General features: G+C 56.3%; 19 protein-coding genes, 3 tRNA genes and 1 rRNA gene. 21 read left to right on the top strand and 2 right to left on the bottom strand.

Going from position 1 to position 17,429, the window contains the following annotated elements:
• The 7 genes from rrf (at window position 1) to FYJ78_RS11310 (ending at window position 2,703) form a co-directional block, all read left to right on the top strand.
• Window positions 1–116, top strand: a 5S ribosomal RNA gene (gene rrf / locus FYJ78_RS11340).
• 156 nt (window positions 117–272) lie between these two features.
• Window positions 273–806 carry a methyl-accepting chemotaxis protein gene (locus FYJ78_RS11335; protein ID WP_154621492.1) on the top strand — a complete coding sequence of 178 codons (534 nt, stop codon included), beginning with the start codon at window positions 273–275 and terminating at the stop codon, window positions 804–806.
• A gap of 158 nt (window positions 807–964) precedes the next feature.
• Window positions 965–1,040, top strand: a tRNA-Lys gene (locus FYJ78_RS11330).
• A gap of 28 nt (window positions 1,041–1,068) precedes the next feature.
• Window positions 1,069–1,145 (top strand) — tRNA-Asp (locus FYJ78_RS11325).
• Window positions 1,146–1,148: 3 nt separating this feature from the next.
• Window positions 1,149–1,224: transfer RNA gene (locus tag FYJ78_RS11320), tRNA-Phe, on the top strand.
• A 197-nt stretch (window positions 1,225–1,421) separates the two neighbouring features.
• Window positions 1,422–1,979 carry a TMEM165/GDT1 family protein gene (locus tag FYJ78_RS11315; RefSeq protein WP_154621491.1) on the top strand — a complete coding sequence of 186 codons (558 nt, stop codon included), beginning with the start codon at window positions 1,422–1,424 and terminating at the stop codon, window positions 1,977–1,979.
• Window positions 1,980–2,079: 100 nt separating this feature from the next.
• The gene (locus tag FYJ78_RS11310) at window positions 2,080–2,703 is read left to right on the top strand and encodes a DedA family protein (RefSeq protein WP_154621490.1); all 624 of its coding nucleotides are present in this window, start codon (window positions 2,080–2,082) and stop codon (window positions 2,701–2,703) included.
• A gap of 57 nt (window positions 2,704–2,760) precedes the next feature.
• Here the strand turns inward: FYJ78_RS11310 and FYJ78_RS11305 are convergent, their stop codons facing one another.
• On the bottom strand, window positions 2,761–3,714 hold the full coding sequence (locus FYJ78_RS11305) for an AEC family transporter (RefSeq protein WP_154621489.1): 954 nt from the start codon (window positions 3,712–3,714) through the stop codon (window positions 2,761–2,763).
• A gap of 165 nt (window positions 3,715–3,879) precedes the next feature.
• On the opposite strand from FYJ78_RS11305, the gene FYJ78_RS11300 reads away from it, so the two are divergent.
• The 9 genes from FYJ78_RS11300 (at window position 3,880) to FYJ78_RS11260 (ending at window position 11,860) form a co-directional block, all read left to right on the top strand.
• Entirely contained in the window at window positions 3,880–4,788 is a 909-nt protein-coding gene (locus tag FYJ78_RS11300; RefSeq protein WP_154621488.1) for a DMT family transporter, read from the top strand.
• 136 nt (window positions 4,789–4,924) lie between these two features.
• Window positions 4,925–5,212 carry a 30S ribosomal protein S6 gene (gene rpsF, locus FYJ78_RS11295; protein WP_328597716.1) on the top strand — a complete coding sequence of 96 codons (288 nt, stop codon included), beginning with the start codon at window positions 4,925–4,927 and terminating at the stop codon, window positions 5,210–5,212.
• A gap of 43 nt (window positions 5,213–5,255) precedes the next feature.
• Window positions 5,256–5,699, top strand: coding sequence for a single-stranded DNA-binding protein (locus FYJ78_RS11290; protein ID WP_154621486.1), 444 nt, complete (start codon window positions 5,256–5,258; stop codon window positions 5,697–5,699).
• Between the two features lie 20 nt (window positions 5,700–5,719).
• Complete coding sequence (gene rpsR, locus FYJ78_RS11285) at window positions 5,720–5,950, top strand: 30S ribosomal protein S18 (RefSeq protein WP_029541346.1); 231 nt, start codon at window positions 5,720–5,722, stop codon at window positions 5,948–5,950.
• Window positions 5,951–6,010: 60 nt separating this feature from the next.
• Entirely contained in the window at window positions 6,011–7,573 is a 1,563-nt protein-coding gene (locus FYJ78_RS11280; RefSeq protein ID WP_154621484.1) for a ClC family H(+)/Cl(-) exchange transporter, read from the top strand.
• Between the two features lie 82 nt (window positions 7,574–7,655).
• On the top strand, window positions 7,656–8,423 hold the full coding sequence (locus FYJ78_RS11275; protein WP_154621483.1) for a DeoR/GlpR family DNA-binding transcription regulator: 768 nt from the start codon (window positions 7,656–7,658) through the stop codon (window positions 8,421–8,423).
• On the top strand, window positions 8,420–10,441 hold the full coding sequence (locus FYJ78_RS11270; RefSeq protein WP_154621482.1) for an LTA synthase family protein: 2,022 nt from the start codon (window positions 8,420–8,422) through the stop codon (window positions 10,439–10,441). The genes FYJ78_RS11275 and FYJ78_RS11270 overlap by 4 nt, the downstream gene beginning before the upstream one ends.
• A gap of 44 nt (window positions 10,442–10,485) precedes the next feature.
• Entirely contained in the window at window positions 10,486–11,397 is a 912-nt protein-coding gene (locus FYJ78_RS11265; RefSeq protein ID WP_154621481.1) for a radical SAM protein, read from the top strand.
• Window positions 11,398–11,458: 61 nt separating this feature from the next.
• Complete coding sequence (locus tag FYJ78_RS11260) at window positions 11,459–11,860, top strand: hypothetical protein (RefSeq protein WP_154621480.1); 402 nt, start codon at window positions 11,459–11,461, stop codon at window positions 11,858–11,860.
• Between the two features lie 79 nt (window positions 11,861–11,939).
• Here the strand turns inward: FYJ78_RS11260 and FYJ78_RS11255 are convergent, their stop codons facing one another.
• A complete protein-coding gene (locus tag FYJ78_RS11255) occupies window positions 11,940–12,470 on the bottom strand; it encodes an ECF transporter S component (RefSeq protein ID WP_328597714.1) in 531 nt (176 codons plus the stop codon).
• Between the two features lie 112 nt (window positions 12,471–12,582).
• Between FYJ78_RS11255 and pdxR the strand changes: the two genes are divergently transcribed.
• The 5 genes from pdxR to mreB all read left to right on the top strand — a co-directional run bounded on the left by pdxR (window position 12,583) and on the right by mreB (window position 17,389).
• Window positions 12,583–14,001 carry a MocR-like pyridoxine biosynthesis transcription factor PdxR gene (gene pdxR / locus FYJ78_RS11250; protein WP_154621479.1) on the top strand — a complete coding sequence of 473 codons (1,419 nt, stop codon included), beginning with the start codon at window positions 12,583–12,585 and terminating at the stop codon, window positions 13,999–14,001.
• Window positions 14,002–14,143: 142 nt separating this feature from the next.
• The gene (locus tag FYJ78_RS11245) at window positions 14,144–15,169 is read left to right on the top strand and encodes an aldo/keto reductase (RefSeq protein ID WP_154621478.1); all 1,026 of its coding nucleotides are present in this window, start codon (window positions 14,144–14,146) and stop codon (window positions 15,167–15,169) included.
• Between the two features lie 17 nt (window positions 15,170–15,186).
• On the top strand, window positions 15,187–15,993 hold the full coding sequence (locus tag FYJ78_RS11240; RefSeq protein ID WP_328597713.1) for a Cof-type HAD-IIB family hydrolase: 807 nt from the start codon (window positions 15,187–15,189) through the stop codon (window positions 15,991–15,993).
• Between the two features lie 38 nt (window positions 15,994–16,031).
• Entirely contained in the window at window positions 16,032–16,181 is a 150-nt protein-coding gene (locus FYJ78_RS12765; protein ID WP_195847956.1) for a hypothetical protein, read from the top strand.
• A gap of 185 nt (window positions 16,182–16,366) precedes the next feature.
• Window positions 16,367–17,389 carry a rod shape-determining protein gene (gene mreB / locus FYJ78_RS11235; protein ID WP_154621476.1) on the top strand — a complete coding sequence of 341 codons (1,023 nt, stop codon included), beginning with the start codon at window positions 16,367–16,369 and terminating at the stop codon, window positions 17,387–17,389.
• Window positions 17,390–17,429 lie beyond the last annotated feature (40 nt).

Below are 17,429 nucleotides of genomic sequence, written 5' to 3'. Positions count from 1 at the left end.
CCGGTGACGATGCCTGAATGGTTCCACCTGTTCCCATACCGAACACAGTAGTTAAGCATTCAGAGGCCGAAAGTACTTGTCTGGAGACGGGCTGGGAGGATAGGAAGTTGCCGGTTTCATTGAAGGCATCTGTCTGACAGATGCCTCTTTTATTTTTTGCTTTTTTTTCGTCATTTCAGCAGGTTTTTCCCGATGGATGTGGAATAAGAATAAGACGAGAATTATTGTAAGGCATCGATGGGGGTGTCTGACAAGGATGGGGAGGAATAGTAATGCCAGAGGATACGACAAACAGAGAAGACATTAATGCAAAGCTGACTTCGTCGATTGAAGAGATTGCTTCTTCGACACAGACCGTTTATGAAGCGGTGGAGCAGGTGGCAAAAAGTGCAAGTGCTTTAGCAAAGGCCGGACAGGAGTCGGTGGAACAGGCGAAGTTCCTGCAGGAGAAAAACGCCGATACGATCAAGGTCATCGATTTTATCACGAATATTGCCGGCCAGACCAATTTGCTGGGCCTCAATGCTGCTATTGAGGCGGCCCGCGCCGGTGAACAGGGACGCGGTTTTGCTGTCGTGGCAGAGGAAGTCCGGAAGCTGGCTGAGCAGTCTCGCGAAGCGACGGAAAAAATTCAGTCTACGCTGAATGAAATGAATAAAGCGGTAGAAGGGATTTCCAAGTCCATTGAGACAACCGGATCGATCAGTGAAGAACAGGCCGCTTCCACGGAGGAGATTACAGCAAATCTGTCCCGTGTCACGAAAGCGGCTGAGGATCTGAAAAAATATGTGGAGAGTCTCCACTAAAGCACCTTTGAAAGCAGGCATGGAAACAATGCCTGCTTTCTTTTGATATTTTTTCGGCAAGGTGTTGACAAGGCAGAGCTTTATCCGTATAATTATGTCTTGTGAGTGACGCATCAGTTGATCCAGTTTTTTTGCAGTATTTGATATCCTGCTCACCTGGTTCACTAGCTCAGTTGGCAGAGCACCTGACTTTTAATCAGGGTGTCCCGGGTTCGAATCCCGGGTGAGCCACCAATGCGATAATTCCTATTTTTTGATAAATGGCCCGGTAGTTTAGTTGGTTAGAATGCCGCCCTGTCACGGCGGAGGTCATGGGTTCAAGTCCCATTCGGGTCGCCATTTGCCTCGGTAGCTCAGTCGGTAGAGCAGGGGACTGAAAATCCCCGTGTCAGTGGTTCGATTCCGCTCTGAGGCACCACTTGTAAATCGGACCCGCGCGATGCGGGTTTTCTTTTTTCAATGAAGGGGAGTAGCTCTTCGGGACAAGTCAACATACTGGCGGTACAGCCGCCTGGCCTGTCCATTGGCATGATTGCCAAAGCGAGACCTTCGACGTAGACATCTGCGCCGGAGGTCTCTTTTTTTCTGTGTATTTTTATTTAGGAGGCGTGTCGAATGGAAGCTTTCTGGGCGTCCTTTCTTATCGTTTTTCTGGCGGAATTCGGCGATAAGACGCAGTTTTTGGTTATGGCTTTTGCGGCGAAATACGATTGGCGTCAGGTTTTTGTCGGCATGACGCTGGGCATTGTCATCGTACATTCGGTGGCGGTGGCTGCCGGGAATCTGATCGGCGGCTGGATTCCGGAGCAGGTTATGGAGGTTCTGGTATCGCTGATGTTTATCGGATTCGGGATCTGGACCTTATGCGGGGCAGACGAGGAGGAAGAAGCCTCTCCTTCACGCTTCGGGCCGCTTTTTACGGTGGCGCTGACTTTTCTGGCCGGCGAGATGGGAGACAAGACCCAGTTTGCGGCGATGTCCGCGGCGGTGCGGTATGATTGCTGGCAGACGGTGCTGGCCGGCGCGGTTATCGGCATGATTGCCGCAGACAGTATGGGACTTTTAGCCGGGAAGTTTCTTCATCAGAGGCTTCCCGCCGGGAAGATGCGGTATCTGTCGGCCGGAATTTTTTTCCTTTTCGGGATTGCCGGGCTGGTCCGGATGATGGTCTGAGGGATTTCCTCCTTGATTTTTCATGTTTCTGTGGTATGATGGTCAAAAGAACAGCGGAGCGCTGTCAGAGGGGTATTGGAGAAAGGAAGAATAATATACGATGGAACAATTTTCGGCCATGTTTTTGGAGTTTATTGCCGCATGGGGTTATTTGGCTGTTGCTGTTTTGATGGCGGCGGAGAATGCCTGCATTCCCGTCCCCAGCGAGCTGATTCTCGGCTTCGCCGGATATTTGATTTTTTCCGGGCAGATGTCGTTTGCCGGGGCGCTGACCGCGGGCATGATCGGCGGCATGGCCGGCTCGGTGTTTGCCTATCTGGTCGGGCATTATGGCGGGCGGACTTTTGTGGACCGCTATGGGCATTATTTTTTGGTCAAAAAGAAGCATGTCGATGTCGCACAGCGCTGGTTTGACCAGTATGGCCTTAAGGCCGTGTTTTTCAGCCGCATGCTCCCTGTCGTACGCACCTTTATTTCGCTTCCCGCCGGTTTTGCTCATGTCGATATGAAGCGCTTTCTGGCGCTGACCTTTGCCGGGGCTCTTCCATGGACCGCGCTGATTCTTTACGCCGGCATGATGCTGGGCGAAAGCTGGAAGATCCTGACGCATATCGGACATGAGGCCAGCTTGGTCTTTATTGGTGTTATGGCCGCCGTTGTCGTCTTTTTTTACCTTCGTCATCGGCGGAAAAGAAAGCAGACGGAAAATGTCGATTGGGAATAACGGGCAGAAAAAAAACGTACGGTCCGAACCGAAAGGCGGACCGTACGTTTTTTTCGTTTAGTGAAGGAAGAAGAACAGTACAGGGAAGATGACCGGCAGAAAAGCCGCTGTTGTGATGACGAATGAGGCGACGGAGAGATCGGTGCTGAGATGATAAAGCCGTGCCGTGAGCACCGCGTTGATTGCCGTCGGACAGAACGCACAGATCAGCAGGGTGCCGCGGACGACGGGATCGCCGACCAGATTGAAGATGAGGAGGCTGAACAGACCGGGCGTGATCAGGAAGCGGATCAGAGTGATGGAGCGCACCTTTTTTTCGTATTGGCGCACCTGATGGAAGTCGATCAGGAATCCGACCGGCAGCATGGCGATCCAGGCCGCCAGATGGACAAGCCCCTGAAAGACCGGCGCGAGGGCAGCCGGACGGGGGACGCCGAAGGCATTCAGGCAGAGCCCTGCCGCCATGCCGACAAGGCTCTGCTGGTTCCAGGAAAAAAACAGTTCGCAGAAGCTGTGGAACCGATTGGTCTTGCGCAGGCTGTGGGTATGCTTCATATAGCAGTACTGCGCGAGCGGAAAGACGATCAAAACGAGCAGGATATTCTGGCAGGTGCCGATGATCTGCGTATAGGCGAATCCTTGCTCGGCATAGAGGATGAAGGCGCAGACTCCGCCGAGCGTTCCGAGGTTGGCCAGCATGGCGCTGGCAATGTAGGCGCCGCGGTCAAGCCAGCTGTCGAGCCGCCGGGCGAAAAAGAACGTGCCGATGCCGCCGGGGATCAGCACGAGGAGAAAGCCGAAAAGCGGGATGGCCAGCAGGCTCCATGAGATGGGGAGCACCCAGAAACTCAGCAGCGAGAGCAGGGTATAGACAAAGATGACGTTGAAACGGATGAGGCGGTTGACGGACTCATCGGAAACGATGTGGCGCTGATGCAGAACGTAGCCGACGGCCAGCGGTGCGATAAGATCTGTCAGGACGAAAAGCAGGCGCAGGTTTACAGTATCCATAAGGAAAGTCCTTTCTATTGATTTTTCTATGAGACGAAACGGTATCCTATTGCTGGCTCAATCCTATCATGTTTGGCGGCGGATGTAAATCTGTGCTATAATGATACCTGCTTTGCGGCGCCTGCAGGATTCGGTATACAGGCGCATCATGGAGGAGGGGAAAGATTGCGCAATCTGCTGATCGGGGCATTGTTTTTATCGTTGGCCGGCAGTATCTGGGGCGGCATGTTTATCGCCGTGCGGCTGTCTGTGTTTGTCATCCCTCCGGTTCCGCTCGTCTGGATGCGTTATGGAACGGCATTGATCGGACTGTCTGCCCTGATGGTCCTGACGCACGCGTCCTGGCATATCGACCGGAAGGATCGCGGCCTGCTGCTGCTCTCCGCGCTGTCGGGGCAGGTGCTGTCCATCGTCACGCAGGAAACGGGGACGATGATGACTTCGGCGCAGACCGGCTCGGTGATCACGGCGGCGACGCCGGCCTTTATGGTGGTTTTCGCCTGGCTCCTGCTTCACGAGAAGCTGACGGCGGGGCGCGTCGTTTCGGTGCTTTTGGCGATGAGCGGTGTGCTGTTTATCGTGTTCGATCCGGATCAGTTTGCGCCCGGGGTCTGGGGCGGCGTTTCGCTGCTGGTGGCAGCGGTCACCTGGGCGTTCATGTCGGTCCTGCTGAAATTTCTTTCCGGATATTCTGTATTTACCGTGACGTTTTACAGTCTGCTCATTGCCTTTCTGACCTTGACGCCGTATGGCCTTTATTGGCTGCTGACCGCGGCGGATTATCGTGCGATGGCCGAGCCTTCCGTCTGGGGGTCGGTTTTGTATCTTGGCTTTTTTTCTACGATTGCCGGGTTCTGCTTGTGGAACAAAGGGCTTCTTTATATGGACGCCTCGATTGCCGGGCTGTTTATGTTTTTTCAGCCGGTGGTCGGGACGTTTCTCGGCTGGCTGCTGCTTGGCGAGCCGATTACGATGTTTTTCTGGATCGGTTTTCTGCTCATTGCCGCCGGTGTGGCGCTTGCGCTGCGCGGCGGGAATACGACGGCCGAGGAGAAGCTGGCCCGTCAGAGGTAAATTTTCCTTGCGTGAAGCGGTCCTTCATGGTATAATTTTCTAGTCGCGAGACAAAGAATGATGTAGTGTTGAAATTGTATTTCAACCTCTGCTCCTGTTCGAGCAGGAGCCAAAGACCAAAGAGGGAGGTGATTTCGTGAGAAAGTACGAAGTCATATTTATCGTTAAGCCGATGGAAGAGGACGCTACGAACGCTGTCATTGACAAGTTCACTAAACTCATCACCGAAAACGGCGGTACTATCGATAAAGAGGATCGTTGGGGCAAGAAGCGTCTGGCCTATGAGATCAAAGACTGCACAGAGGGATTCTATGATCTGCTCTATGTGACGTGCGAACCGGCCTGCGTTGCCGAGTGCGACCGCGTCATGAAGATCACGGACGAGATCCTGAAGCACATGATCGTCAAATCCGACGAAGAATAAGGCGTAACAGAAGTACACCGTAAGGTGTCAGGGAGGATGAACCATGAATAAGGCAATATTGATTGGACGTCTGACTCGCGATCCGGAAGTTCGTTATACACAGTCGGGAGTGGCTGTCTGCACGTTTACACTGGCAGTCGACCGGCGTTTCGCCAGAAAGGATGACAACAGTGGTCAGCCGACGGCGGATTTTATTCCGATCGTGACCTGGCGCAAGCTTGCTGAGATTTGTGGCAACAATCTGGTCAAGGGCCGTCGTATTTCGGTCGAAGGCCGTATTCAGGTCAGAAGCTATGACGCACAGGATGGCTCGAAGCGTTATGTGACGGAAATCGTAGCGGATGAAGTGGAGTTCCTGGATTCCAGAAGCGCCGCTCCACAGGCCGGAGGATTCGGCGCACCGGCTCCGGCAGCTGCTCCGCAGCAGCCGGCTGGTGATACAGGCGCCCTTGGACCGAACCTCTCTGACGAAGAAATTCCATTTTAAGACAGGAGGGAATTACTTTGATGAGACGTGACAGAGGCAGAAGACCTCGCAGAAAAGTCTGCTCGTTTTGCGTGGATAAAGTCGAGCATATCGACTATAAAGACGTGGCAAAGCTTCGCCGCTTTGTGACGGAGCGCGGCAAGATCCTGCCGCGCCGCATTTCCGGCAACTGCGCCAAGCATCAGCGGCAGGTTACTGTTGCGATTAAGCGCGCGCGCAATATTGCGCTGCTGCCGTTTACTGCAGAATAAGTCTTTTAAGGTGCTGTACCTCGGTACAGCACCTTTTTTGCATCAGGGAGGAAGGGGAGAATGGCGAATCGTATCGAAGCGGCTATGCGTATGTTCACGGAACCGCGCCACTTCAAGCTGCGCTTGTTTGTGGAGGGAAACATCATCGGGGTGTTTACGGGGCTTTTGATCGCCTTGTTCCGGCGGCTGCTGGAACTGTCGGAACAGGCGGCTCCGGTTCTGTATGCCTGGCTGGCTGTTCACCCGGTCTGGATCGGCGGTTGGGCGGCTCTGCTGATGCTTATCGGCTGGATCCTTTACCGCATTGTCCGCTGGGACGGTATGACCTCCGGCTCGGGAATTCCGCAGATTAAGGGAATTCTGCTGGGGCGGATGGATATGAACTGGGCGCGGGTTCTGGTCCTGAAGTTCGCCGGGGCTGTGCTCGGCATTGGCGCAGGTCTTTCCTTGGGACGCGAAGGGCCAAGCGTGCAGCTTGGCGCCTGTATCGGACAGGGGCTGGGGCGGGTCACGCACCGATCGTATTCCGAAAACCACTATCTGCTGACTGCCGGTGCGGGGGCGGGGCTGGCCGCCGCGTTCAATGCGCCGCTGGCCGGCGTGATTTTCTGTCTGGAAGAATTGACGAAGAATTTTTCTCCTTTTGTGCTGATGGGGACGATTGCCGCGGCGGTGACTTCAACGACCGTCACGCAGTATTTTTTTGGCATGGAGCCGGTTTTTCATCTGGGCGATGTTCCTGTCGTATCGGCAGGCAGCGTCTATATCCTGCTGATTGCGCTGGGGGCATTCGTCGGCACGCTGGGGCTGGCGTTTAACTCCATGCTGACGGTATCGCTGGACGGGTATATGAAAGCGCCGGTTCCGGGCTGGATGAAGCCGATGATTCCGCTGCTGGCGGCCGGCGTACTGGGCTTTGTCCTGCCGCAGGTTCTGGGCGGCGGCAGCCGGCTCGTCGATTCGCTGGTCCTCACCGATTATCCGGTGCTGTTTCTGCTGCTCCTGCTGGCGGGAAAGTTTGCGTTTACGATGCTGTGTTTTGGCTCCGGGGTTCCGGGGGGAATCTTTCTGCCCATGCTGGTGCTGGGCGCCCTGAGCGGTGCCGTATTCGCCCGGGCTGCGGTGCTGCTCGGGATCATGGATCCCGTATGGACCGTGAACTGTATCATTTTCGGGATGGCGGCGTATTTTTCGGCGGTGGTCAAATCCCCGGTAACGGGCGCGGTCCTGATCATGGAGATGACGGGGTCGTTTGATCATCTGCTGGCGCTGATCCTTGTTTCCATGACGGCTTATCTGGTGGCGGATCTTGCCGGCCGCGAGCCGGTTTATGACATGCTTTTGAACCGCAGTCTGGCGCTGCAGGATAAACTGTCCCACCATATCCGCAAGCGGCGCATTGTGTTTGAAACCGGCATCGGAGCCGGCAGCCTGCTGGCCGGACGGTGCGTCCGGCAGATTCTCTGGCCGGCGGGAAGCCTGCTGGTCAATGTACGCCGCGGCAGCGAGGAAATCACCCCGACAGGGGAACTGCGCCTGCGCGAAGGCGATGAACTTTACCTGCTGATCGATGCGTCGCGGCAGGAGGAAATGGAACGCCTGACTGCTGAAAAGTTGACTTGATAATTTTGGACAAATTTAGTACAATGTTTGTACAACAAGAGAAAACAATACCGTTGATTCTTTTAGTAGGAGTGGATGAACGATGTTTTTGGAAGAACGGCAGGAAATTATTTTAAACATGCTGGCACGGGACGGCAAGGTGCGCGTCCGTGATCTCAGCGAAAAATTCAAGGTCACGGAGGACTGCATCCGCAAAGATCTCGGCGCGCTGGAAAAGAAGGGCAAGCTCAAACGCACCTACGGCGGCGCGGTCCGTATCCGCGAGAACAGTCATATGGTCGAGGTCAGCAAGCACCGCAATACCGACGTGGAGGCAAAGCAGCGCATCGCGCAGGCGGCGGTCAAGCTCATTCATGAAAAGGATATGGTATTCCTCGATATTTCCACCAGCAATCTGGCCATTGCGGAGCTGCTGGTCAAGATGGATCAGGACATTACGGTTGTGACGAATATGATCGATATCCTTGTCGTACTGGCGCGCAATCCGAAGATTCGCGTGGTGTTCGCTGGCGGCAAGATCAACAAGAGCCGCGACGGATTCTGGGGCGGCATGACGCTGGATTTCATTTCCCATCTGAAACCGGATATCGCCTTTGTCGGAGCGGTCGGCGTGGATGTAAAGGAAAACAGCGTCTCGACCTATGATATCGACGACGGCATCAATAAGGCGTCCATCATCCGTCACAGCAAAAAGGCTTATGTCGTTGCGGAGGCGCGCAAGCTCAGCACGGACGGAAATTACAATTACACGACGCTGGATACGCTGTCTGGCCTGATCACAGACACCCTACCGGCTCAGGATATTCAGGACGCGGCGGATTCCTATGGCGTAGAGATCATCCTGCCATGAGGTTTTCAGCTGCACGGCACTGGAACTGGGAACATTTTTATACGGTTATACTGAAAGGACTGAAGGTATATCTGTTTTACCTGACAGTCCTTTCCCTTTTCCGGCTTTTTTTCCTGTTTTGGATGAGCGGCTACATGGGAGAGGGAACCGGGCGGCAGGATATCCTGCTGGCCTTATGGCGGGGCGGACGGCTGAGCATGCAGACGGCGGGCTGTATCAGTCTGATCAGCCTGATTCCGTCCTTTTTGCTCCACTATCTGTATCCTTCCGCCGAGAAATGGAGCTGGCGAATCATTCACGGCATCGCGCTTACAGCGCTGTCGGTTCTTTACATAGCCAGCTTTCCGTTTTACCGCCAGTTCCGCATGAATTTCAATCAGATGCTGTTTACGGGGGCCAATGACGATCTGTATGCGCTGCTGGTCACGATGATCCAGCAGTACTGGCTTCCGGTCCGGCTGGCGGGCGCGCTTTTGCTGGCCGGTGTGCTGTGGCGCCTTCTGATGGCCTGGCTGCGTTGGACGCCGGTGGAACAGCTGCTTCATGACGTCCGGCTGCCGCGCCTTCTGCGCTGGCTGGGAAGGCTGGCGTTTCTGGGCGGATGTTATCTGGCGGTATTGCTCGGTGTTTTCGGTGGGAGCCTCGGCTGGCAGACCTCTGTGAACTGGGAAAACGCCGGCGTGACAAAGGATGCGTTCCTCAACGAGGCCATCCTCGACAATCCGCAGGCGATCTACCGCGCATGGGTACTCAATCAGCGCATGCTGGCCTGCAACGGACTCGATTTTACGGTTGAAGATATTCGCGCTCTGGCAGCCGCGCTTGCGGGCCGCCGGCCGGACAGCGACGATCTCGACGTTTATTTGCAAAAACAGGCGCAGGGGGCGCGCATCGACAAGCCGCGTCATGTTTTTATCATCCTGTCTGAGAGTCTGGCTAACTGGCCGCTGCTCGATAAATATAAGGATATTCCGATTGCGGGGGGACTGCGCTCCCTGATTGCCGAGGAAGATACGGACTACTGTCCGACGTTCCTGCCCAACGGCGCCAGCACGGTATCGGCTGTGACGGGCGTCGTCACGGGGTTTGCCGATGCCAATCTCTATCTGACGACGATGCCCGAATCCTTTCGGGAGCCGTATGTCACGGCCAGCGCGCCGCAGATGGAAAAACTCGGCTATGCGACGAATTTCTGGTATGCGGGGCCGGCGACCTGGGAGCGCATCGGCGCGTTCACCGAGGCGCAGGGCTTTGATCATTTCTACAGCCGCGGCGATTTCGGCGATGCGCCCGGCAGCGTCTGGGGCTGCGAGGATGAATATCTCTATGCACAGGTGCTTGCGGGGCTTTCCGATGCGCCGAGTTTTAACGTGATCCTCAACGCGTCGAATCATTCGCCTTATGATGTCGATGTCGAGGCCAAGGGCTTTGACAGGGAGGCCGTGCGGGCTGCCCTGCCGCCGGAGGCGCAGGCGGACGAGGAGCTTTTGAAAGAGCTCGGGCATTACTGGTATGCCGACCGCGAACTGGCGGGATTCGTCCGGGACGTCAAGGCGAAATACCCCGACAGCCTGTTTGTCATCGTCGGCGACCATGCCGACCGCTACAATATCGATAAGACGCCGCCGACTTATGAACGGTACGGCATCCCGTTCATCATCACCGGGTGCGGCATTCATAAGGGAACGCTGCCGGCTGATTCGGCCGGCAGTCAGATCGACATCGTGCCGACGATCCTTGAGCTCATTGCGCCGAAGGGATTTCGTTATATGTCCGTTGGGGCGAGTCTGGCCAATGGAAACAAACGCGGCGTCAATTATGGGTTTTGGATTACCCGTCAGGCTGTCGGCAGGGCCGACACGGTGCCTCTCGTACCGGAGTCCGTCGATGGCGGACCGCCGCCCGGGATCGATCAGCAGGCGATGGAAGATTATATCAACGCGGTTCGCAGTATTTCCTGGTGGCGTCCGAAATACGGGCCGCTTCTCGATGCATCCAAATTGGAGAACCGGTCTTAAGAGACGGCGTCAGGGAATGCCATACGGCGGAAAGGGGGATCGATATGCTGGATATACATCACTGTGAGCTCTGCCCAAGGCGCTGCGGTGTGGACCGCACGAAAGCCAGAGGGTTTTGCGGAGCCGGAGAGCGGGCGCGCGTGGCGCTGGTGTCGCTGCATCGCTGGGAGGAACCTTGTCTGACCGGAGCCGATGGGCGCGGCGCGGGTACGGTGTTTTTTTCCTATTGCAATCTGCGCTGCTGCTTTTGCCAGAACCATGAAATTTCTCATGAGGGACGCGGCTTTGAGGTCACGGATGAACGGCTGGCCGAGATTTTTCTGGAACAGCAGGAGCGGGGCGCTGCCACGCTGGATCTGGTCACGCCGACGCATTATGTGCCCGGGATTCTGCATGCGCTTGAGGTGGCACGGCGGAGCGGTTTTCGCCTTCCGGTCGTTTATAATTCCAGCGCGTATGAAACGGAGGCGACGGTCGAGGCGCTGCGCGGTCAGGTCGATATCTTTCTGCCGGATCTCAAATATGCCGACGAGGAAAGCGGACGCCTTTACTCCGAAGCACCGGATTATTTTGCGGCGGCGGCGAAGGCGATCCGCAAGATGTTTGAACTGGCCGGCCCCGTGCAGTTTGACGCGGACGGCCAGCTGCGAAAAGGGGTCCTGATTCGCCATCTGGTACTGCCGGGACACCGCCATGAGAGCATGCGGGTGCTGGACTGGATCTGGCGGACGTTCGGCGACAGGGTGCAGCTTTCGCTGATGAATCAATATACGCCGATGTATCGGGCGGCAGAATACCGGGGGATGAACCGCCGCCTGACCACCTTTGAATACGAATCCGTGGTGAATCACGCTGTAGAGCTTGGGTTCACGCACGCTTACATTCAGGAGGGCATGACGGCTTCGGAACAGTTTGTGCCGCATTTTGACGGGTCGGGAGTCAGACGCTCCGTTTGATGCGCGCGGCGGCCCGAAAGAGAGAAACAGGAGAATCGCAGGGGAAACGGGGGGAGTCATCATGCAAGAGAAGGAGAAAGGCGTCCGGTGTCCGTGGGGCGGACTGCGCCGGATTGGCATGGTGTTCTGTATTATGCTGGCGGCGGTGCTGTGGGCAGGCGGATCGTCTGCCCCGCTGCCTGAGTCCGTCCCGGCAACCGCGGCGGGACAGAACGACAGCCCGAGGATCATCGGAGGGATGGTTCCCTCATTGCCGCGCCGGCCGGGGCCGCCGGAAGATCCCCCGGCCCCGTTTTTCCTCGAATGGGACTTTATCAATGGATTGTTTCTTGTCGTACTGGTGCTGGAATTTCTCATTTTCCCAGTCTTATTCTGGCTGTGGTTCGGCCCCGAGAAAAAGGAAGAGGACAGCGGAGAAGAAGAGCCGCCGTCTGACCGGTATTCCCGGAAGAAAAAACAATAAAAGATGCTGCTGCACAAACAGGCATGTTGTTTGGTGCGGCAGCATCTTTTTTTCCTTGTTCCCCTGCCCGGTTTTCCGTTTATCGCCGGCCGGCCCGCTTCAGGAAAGGAAGCAGGATCAGCGCGGCCGCGCTGTTGACCAGACCTTCCATAATCAGTCCCGGCGCTGAGGCCAGCCCTGCGGACAGGCTGTCGTAAAGCAATGCGCCGAACAGGGTGTACCCTGCCGCCATCCAGAGAGAAGCAGCCAGGAATGCAGCGATCAGCCGGGAGGTCTTTGCGATGTGTCCCTGAGAGATGCCGGCTCTGCGGACGATCACGGCCATGATCCATTTGATCAGCAGCGTCGGCAGAATCCAAAGCGGAAAGCCGCCGAGCAGATCGGAGAGCGCGGAACCGATACAGGCGGCCAGCAGGGCCGGCCGGCGAGGCGTCAGCAGAACCAGCAGGAAAATCGCCGCATCGCCGAGATGGGCATAGCCGAGTGGAATCGGTATGCGCGGGATAAAGGTGGCCAGAAAAACGACGGCCGTCATCACGGCGGTCAGGCAAAGACGGCGGGCGGAACCGCCCTCACGCTCCGGTGCGGGAGAAGAATCAAAGGAGATCACAGGCAGCACTTCTTTCTTGTAATGAATCTGACTTTATTGTATACTTATTCTGACCTTAATAAAATAGCCAAATCGTGTTATATTATCATGTCATAAGGAGCGCGGAAAGAACATGCTGACCTATTCGTTTGAGCACGCCGGCGGTAAACCGATGTATGAATATCTGTATGAATGTATCCGTCGGGACATCCTGACGGGGCGGCTGCGCGCGGGAGAAAAGCTGCCCTCGAAACGCATGCTGGCCAGAAATCTCGGCATCAGCACGATCACGGTAGAAGGGGCCTATGGTCAGTTGACGGCAGAAGGCTATTGTCAGGCGAAGGCGCGCAAGGGTTTTTTTGTATCGGATGTGATCGGTCAGGAGGGAAAAATTCCGCCGGCGGAGCAAAAAACGGCCCGGCAGCCGGAGCCGGAGGAACTGCACAGGGAGCATAGGGAGTGGCTGGCGGATTTTGCGGCAAACAGCGTCCAGCCGCGGCAGTTCCCGTTCACTTCGTGGACAAGGCTGCTGCGCAAGGTGGTGGACGGGGAGGCTGAGGCGCTGATGGAGCGGTCGCCGGGATTCGGCGCGCTTGCGCTCCGGCAGGCTGTCGCCGATCATCTCTGGCGTTTTCGCGGCCTGTCCGTTCAGCCGGAGCAGATTGTTATCGGCGCGGGTACCGAGTATCTGTACAGTCTGCTTGTTCAGTTTTTCGGCCGGAACAAAAGGTTCTGCGTGGAGAATCCGGGCTATGACCGCATCCGGAAGATTTACGGCATAAACGGAGCAGACTGTGTATTGGCCGGCATGGATGAGCAGGGCGTGAAACCGGAGGACCTGACGGCCCTTCGGGCGCAGATTCTGCACATCAGCCCGTCCCATCATTTCCCGACCGGAATCATTATGCCGATCAGCCGCCGTTATGAGCTGCTTGGCTGGGCGGCTGCCGCACCGGACCGCTATATCATCGAGGATGACTATGACAGTGAATTCCGCCTTGCCGGAAGGCCGATTCCGACGATGATGGGCATCGATGTCAGCAGCCGTGTCATTTATATGAACACCTTTTCCAAGAGCCTGACCCCGACGATCCGCATCAGCTATATGGTTCTGCCGGCCCGTCTGGTGAAGCCGTTCCGGCAGAAGCTCGGATTTTACAGCTGTACCGTATCGAATTTTGAGCAGTATACGCTGGCGCGGTTTATTCAGCAGGGTTGTTTTGAAAAGCATATCAACCGCATGCGCACGTATTACCGGCGCAAGCGGGAGCAGCTGCTTTCCCTTCTGAGGGAGGCCGAACGAGCCGGGCAGCTGGACATTATCGAGCATGGATCGGGCCTTCATTTCCTGCTGCGGCTTCATATCCCCGGCAGTGACCGCGCGTTTCAGCAGCGTCTGGCGGAACGCCGGGTATGGCTGAAGCCGCTGGCGGATTATTATGAAGGCGAGCCGGAGCACTGCCGCCATGTCTTTGTGCTCAATTACTCCGGCGTATCCGATCAGACGATGAAGCCCGCGGTTCGGCAGATCCTCGCTTGTCTGGCCGAATGATGGGGGTGGCTTGCGCTGCGTTTTCGTGCGGAAGCCGGCAGGTTTTTTTCCGTTTTTCGGCGAATAAGGGAATAAGGCAGGAGAAATTTAAGAAACGAAGAAATCGGAAGCTGGCATCTCAGCAGGAAAGAAGGAAAGAGCAATGAGACAAGTCGTATTGGGCACTACGGGCATCCGTGTCCCGCAGAATGGATTTGGTGCGCTGCCGATTCAGCGTGTGACGAAGGAAGAGGCCGTCCGGCTGGTGCGCGCAGCGTATGAAGGGGGCATCCGCTTTTTTGATACAGCGCGGGCTTACAGCGACAGCGAAGAAAAGCTGGGCGAAGCGTTCCAAGGGATGCGGGACAAGGTCTTTCTCGCGACGAAAACGCATGCGAAGACGCCGGAGGAGTTTTGGCAGCATCTGGATACCTCGCTGCGGCTTTTGCAGACGGATTACATCGATGTCTATCAGTTTCACTGTGTCAATCAATGCTGGAAACCGGGGGATGGCTCCGGCATGTATGAGGCCATGCTGGAGGCGAAAAAGCAGGGAAAGATCCGTCATATCGGAGTGACGGCGCATAAGATACGGGTGGCCTTTGAGTGTGTCGAATCGGGACTCTATGAGACGATGCAGTTCCCGTTCAGCTATCTGGCCTCGGAGGAAGAGGTACGGCTGGTCCGGCTTTGCAAAGAGAAACAGGTCGGCTTCATTGCCATGAAGGGGCTGGCCGGCGGCCTGATTCACCGCTCCGAGGCCGCGATGGCCTATATCGGTCAGTTCGGCAATGTGCTGCCGATCTGGGGGATCCAGCGGGAAACGGAACTGAAGGAATGGCTCTCTTATATGCGTGAGACACCGGGCATGACCGAAGAATTATCCGAATATATCGGCCGGGAGCGGCAGGAGCTCAGCGGGGATTTCTGCCGCGGCTGCGGGTACTGCATGCCCTGTCCGGCCGGCATACAGATCAATCAGTGCGCCCGCATGTCGCTGATGCTGCGCCGGGCGCCGTCCAAGGCATGGCTGACGCTTGAGATGCAGGCGGAGATGAAAAAGATTGAGAACTGCCTGAACTGCCGTCAGTGTACGAAAAAATGCCCTTATGAGCTGGATACGCCGGCGTTGCTGAAAAAGAATTATGAAGATTATCAGAAGGTTCTTGCCGGCGAGGTAACGGTCTGAACGGGGAGGTAAGCAGCGTGGTAAAAATCGTATTTTCGGACATCGACGGTACGTTCCTGCTGCCGGACAGTACCGTGAGCGCCCGTACGGAACGGGCCGTCCGCCAGCTGTTGGCCGGGGATATTCCCTTTGTGCTTGTATCGGCGCGCATGCCTGAGGCGATCTATCCGATTACGGATCGTCTGGGCATACATATCCCGATCATCAGTTACAGCGGCGCTCTCGTGGTGGATGCGGACGGGCAGACGCTGTTCAGCCGGACGATGGACGCCGACATGACGGCACGTCTGCTCGACGTTATTGCGCGGGACTTTCCGCAGGTCACGGTCAATTATTACGCGGGACACCATTGGTACGTGCGGGATGAGAACGACGAGCGGGTGCAGACGGAGGTGCGCATTACGCAGGCCAGACCGGAACGGGCGGTATGGGGCCGGTGTCTTGCTGGCGGGATTTACCCCAATAAGATTCTGATCATGGCCGATCCGGCGGACTGCGAACGGGCTGAAAAGGAGCTGGCGGATGCGTTCCCTTCCTTTCATGTCGTGCGCTCCGCGCCGTTTCTTTTGGAGATCATGGACGGTTCCGTTTCCAAGGCCAGTGGGATCGCGGTCATGCTGGATCATTTCGGGATGAAGCCGGAGGACGCGCTTTCCTTTGGCGACCATTACAACGATCTGGAAATGCTGCGCTATACCGGGCAGAGCGTCGCCATGGGCAACGCGCCGGACGAAATCAAGCGCGCGGCTGCCGCCGTCACACGGTCCAATCGGGAAGACGGGCTTTACTGGTATTTAAAACAGGCGGGGCTTATCGCCGGATAGGCGGCTGCGGGGAACCAGTCGAACATCCCGGGCGCCCGTTGTCATCGGATGAGACAAAACGGCTGCGGCAGGAGCATAAACTCCTGCCGCAGCCGTTTTTCGTTCCGGATTTGTTTTTCCGTTCGGACCGGTCTTATTTGATGCCGTCGGCGCATACCATGCGCGGAATGGAGAGGGTGGCTGTGTAAACTTCAGGAGGCCGTATTCACAGGGGCTTTTTTGCCTTTTTGCTGTTGTATTTCCCATTTTTTTATTATATATTATAAGATGTGACTTCAGGGGAGCCGGAGCGGTTTCATGAAGTTTCCATTGCTTTTGGTATAATAGATAGAGTATGAGGCAGAGGTTCTTTTGGAAGGGGACGCGAACGATCATGTTTGGCATGTCAATGGATATAGGAATTGATCTGGGTACGGCAAATGTACTCGTTTATGTAAAAGGCAAGGGAATCGTGCTGCGCGAGCCGTCCGTGGTGGCGGTGGACCGCGATTCCAACCGCGTGCTGGCGATCGGCGAGGAAGCGCGCCAGATGATCGGACGCACGCCGGGCAATATTGTGGCGATTCGTCCGCTGCGCGAAGGCGTGATTGCCGATTATGATATCACGGAGAGTATGCTGCGCCATTTTATCGAGAAGGTAGTCGGCCGCAGCTTTGTGTTCCGTCCCCGCATTATGATCTGCATTCCGTCCGGCGTGACGATGGTGGAGCAGCGGGCGGTTCAGGAGGCGGCGGAGCAGGCCGGAGCCCGTCATACGCAGCTGATTGAGGAGCCGCTGGCGGCCGCGCTCGGCGCCGGTCTGGATATCGTTGAGCCGTGCGGCTCGATGGTCGTTGATATCGGCGGCGGGACGACGGATATTGCGGTCATTTCGCTCGGCGGGATCGTCAACAGCGCTTCACTGCGTATCGCCGGAGATAAGTTTGATGAGGATGTGATCGCCTACGTCAAGCGGGAATTCAATATGATGATCGGCGAGCGGACGGCAGAGGACATCAAGGTACGGGTCGGCGCGGCCTTTGCTGCCGCGCGTCATGAGACGATGGATATCCGTGGCCGCGATCTGCTTTCCGGCCTGCCGAAGAACGTCAGCATTACGACGGAGCAGGCGGCGGAGGCGATCAACCAGTCCGTATCCCGCATCGTGGAATGCGTCAAGAAGGTGCTGGAAGACACGCCGCCGGAGCTTTCCGCAGATATCATGGACCGCGGTATCGTTCTGACGGGCGGCGGCGCCATGCTCTATGGACTAGATGAGCTGATCCGCCGTGAGACGGACATTCCGACGGCCTTGGCCGAGGATCCACTGTCCTGTGTGGCCCTTGGCTGCGGCAAGGCGCTGGACACGTTTTCCAAGTTTGACGGCAAGGCCATGAATTTCCGTACAGGAAAATAATTTCGCTGATTTCAGCGGATGGTGGAGGGTTTTGCGGCTT

Origin of the sequence: Wylensekiella montiformis (assembly GCF_009697385.1) — a bacterium.
Lineage (GTDB): Bacteria > Bacillota > Negativicutes > Selenomonadales > Selenomonadaceae > Selenomonas_A > Selenomonas_A montiformis.
The sequence above is the reverse complement of the archived record's forward strand: the minus strand, read 5'-3'. Positions and strand labels throughout refer to the sequence as shown.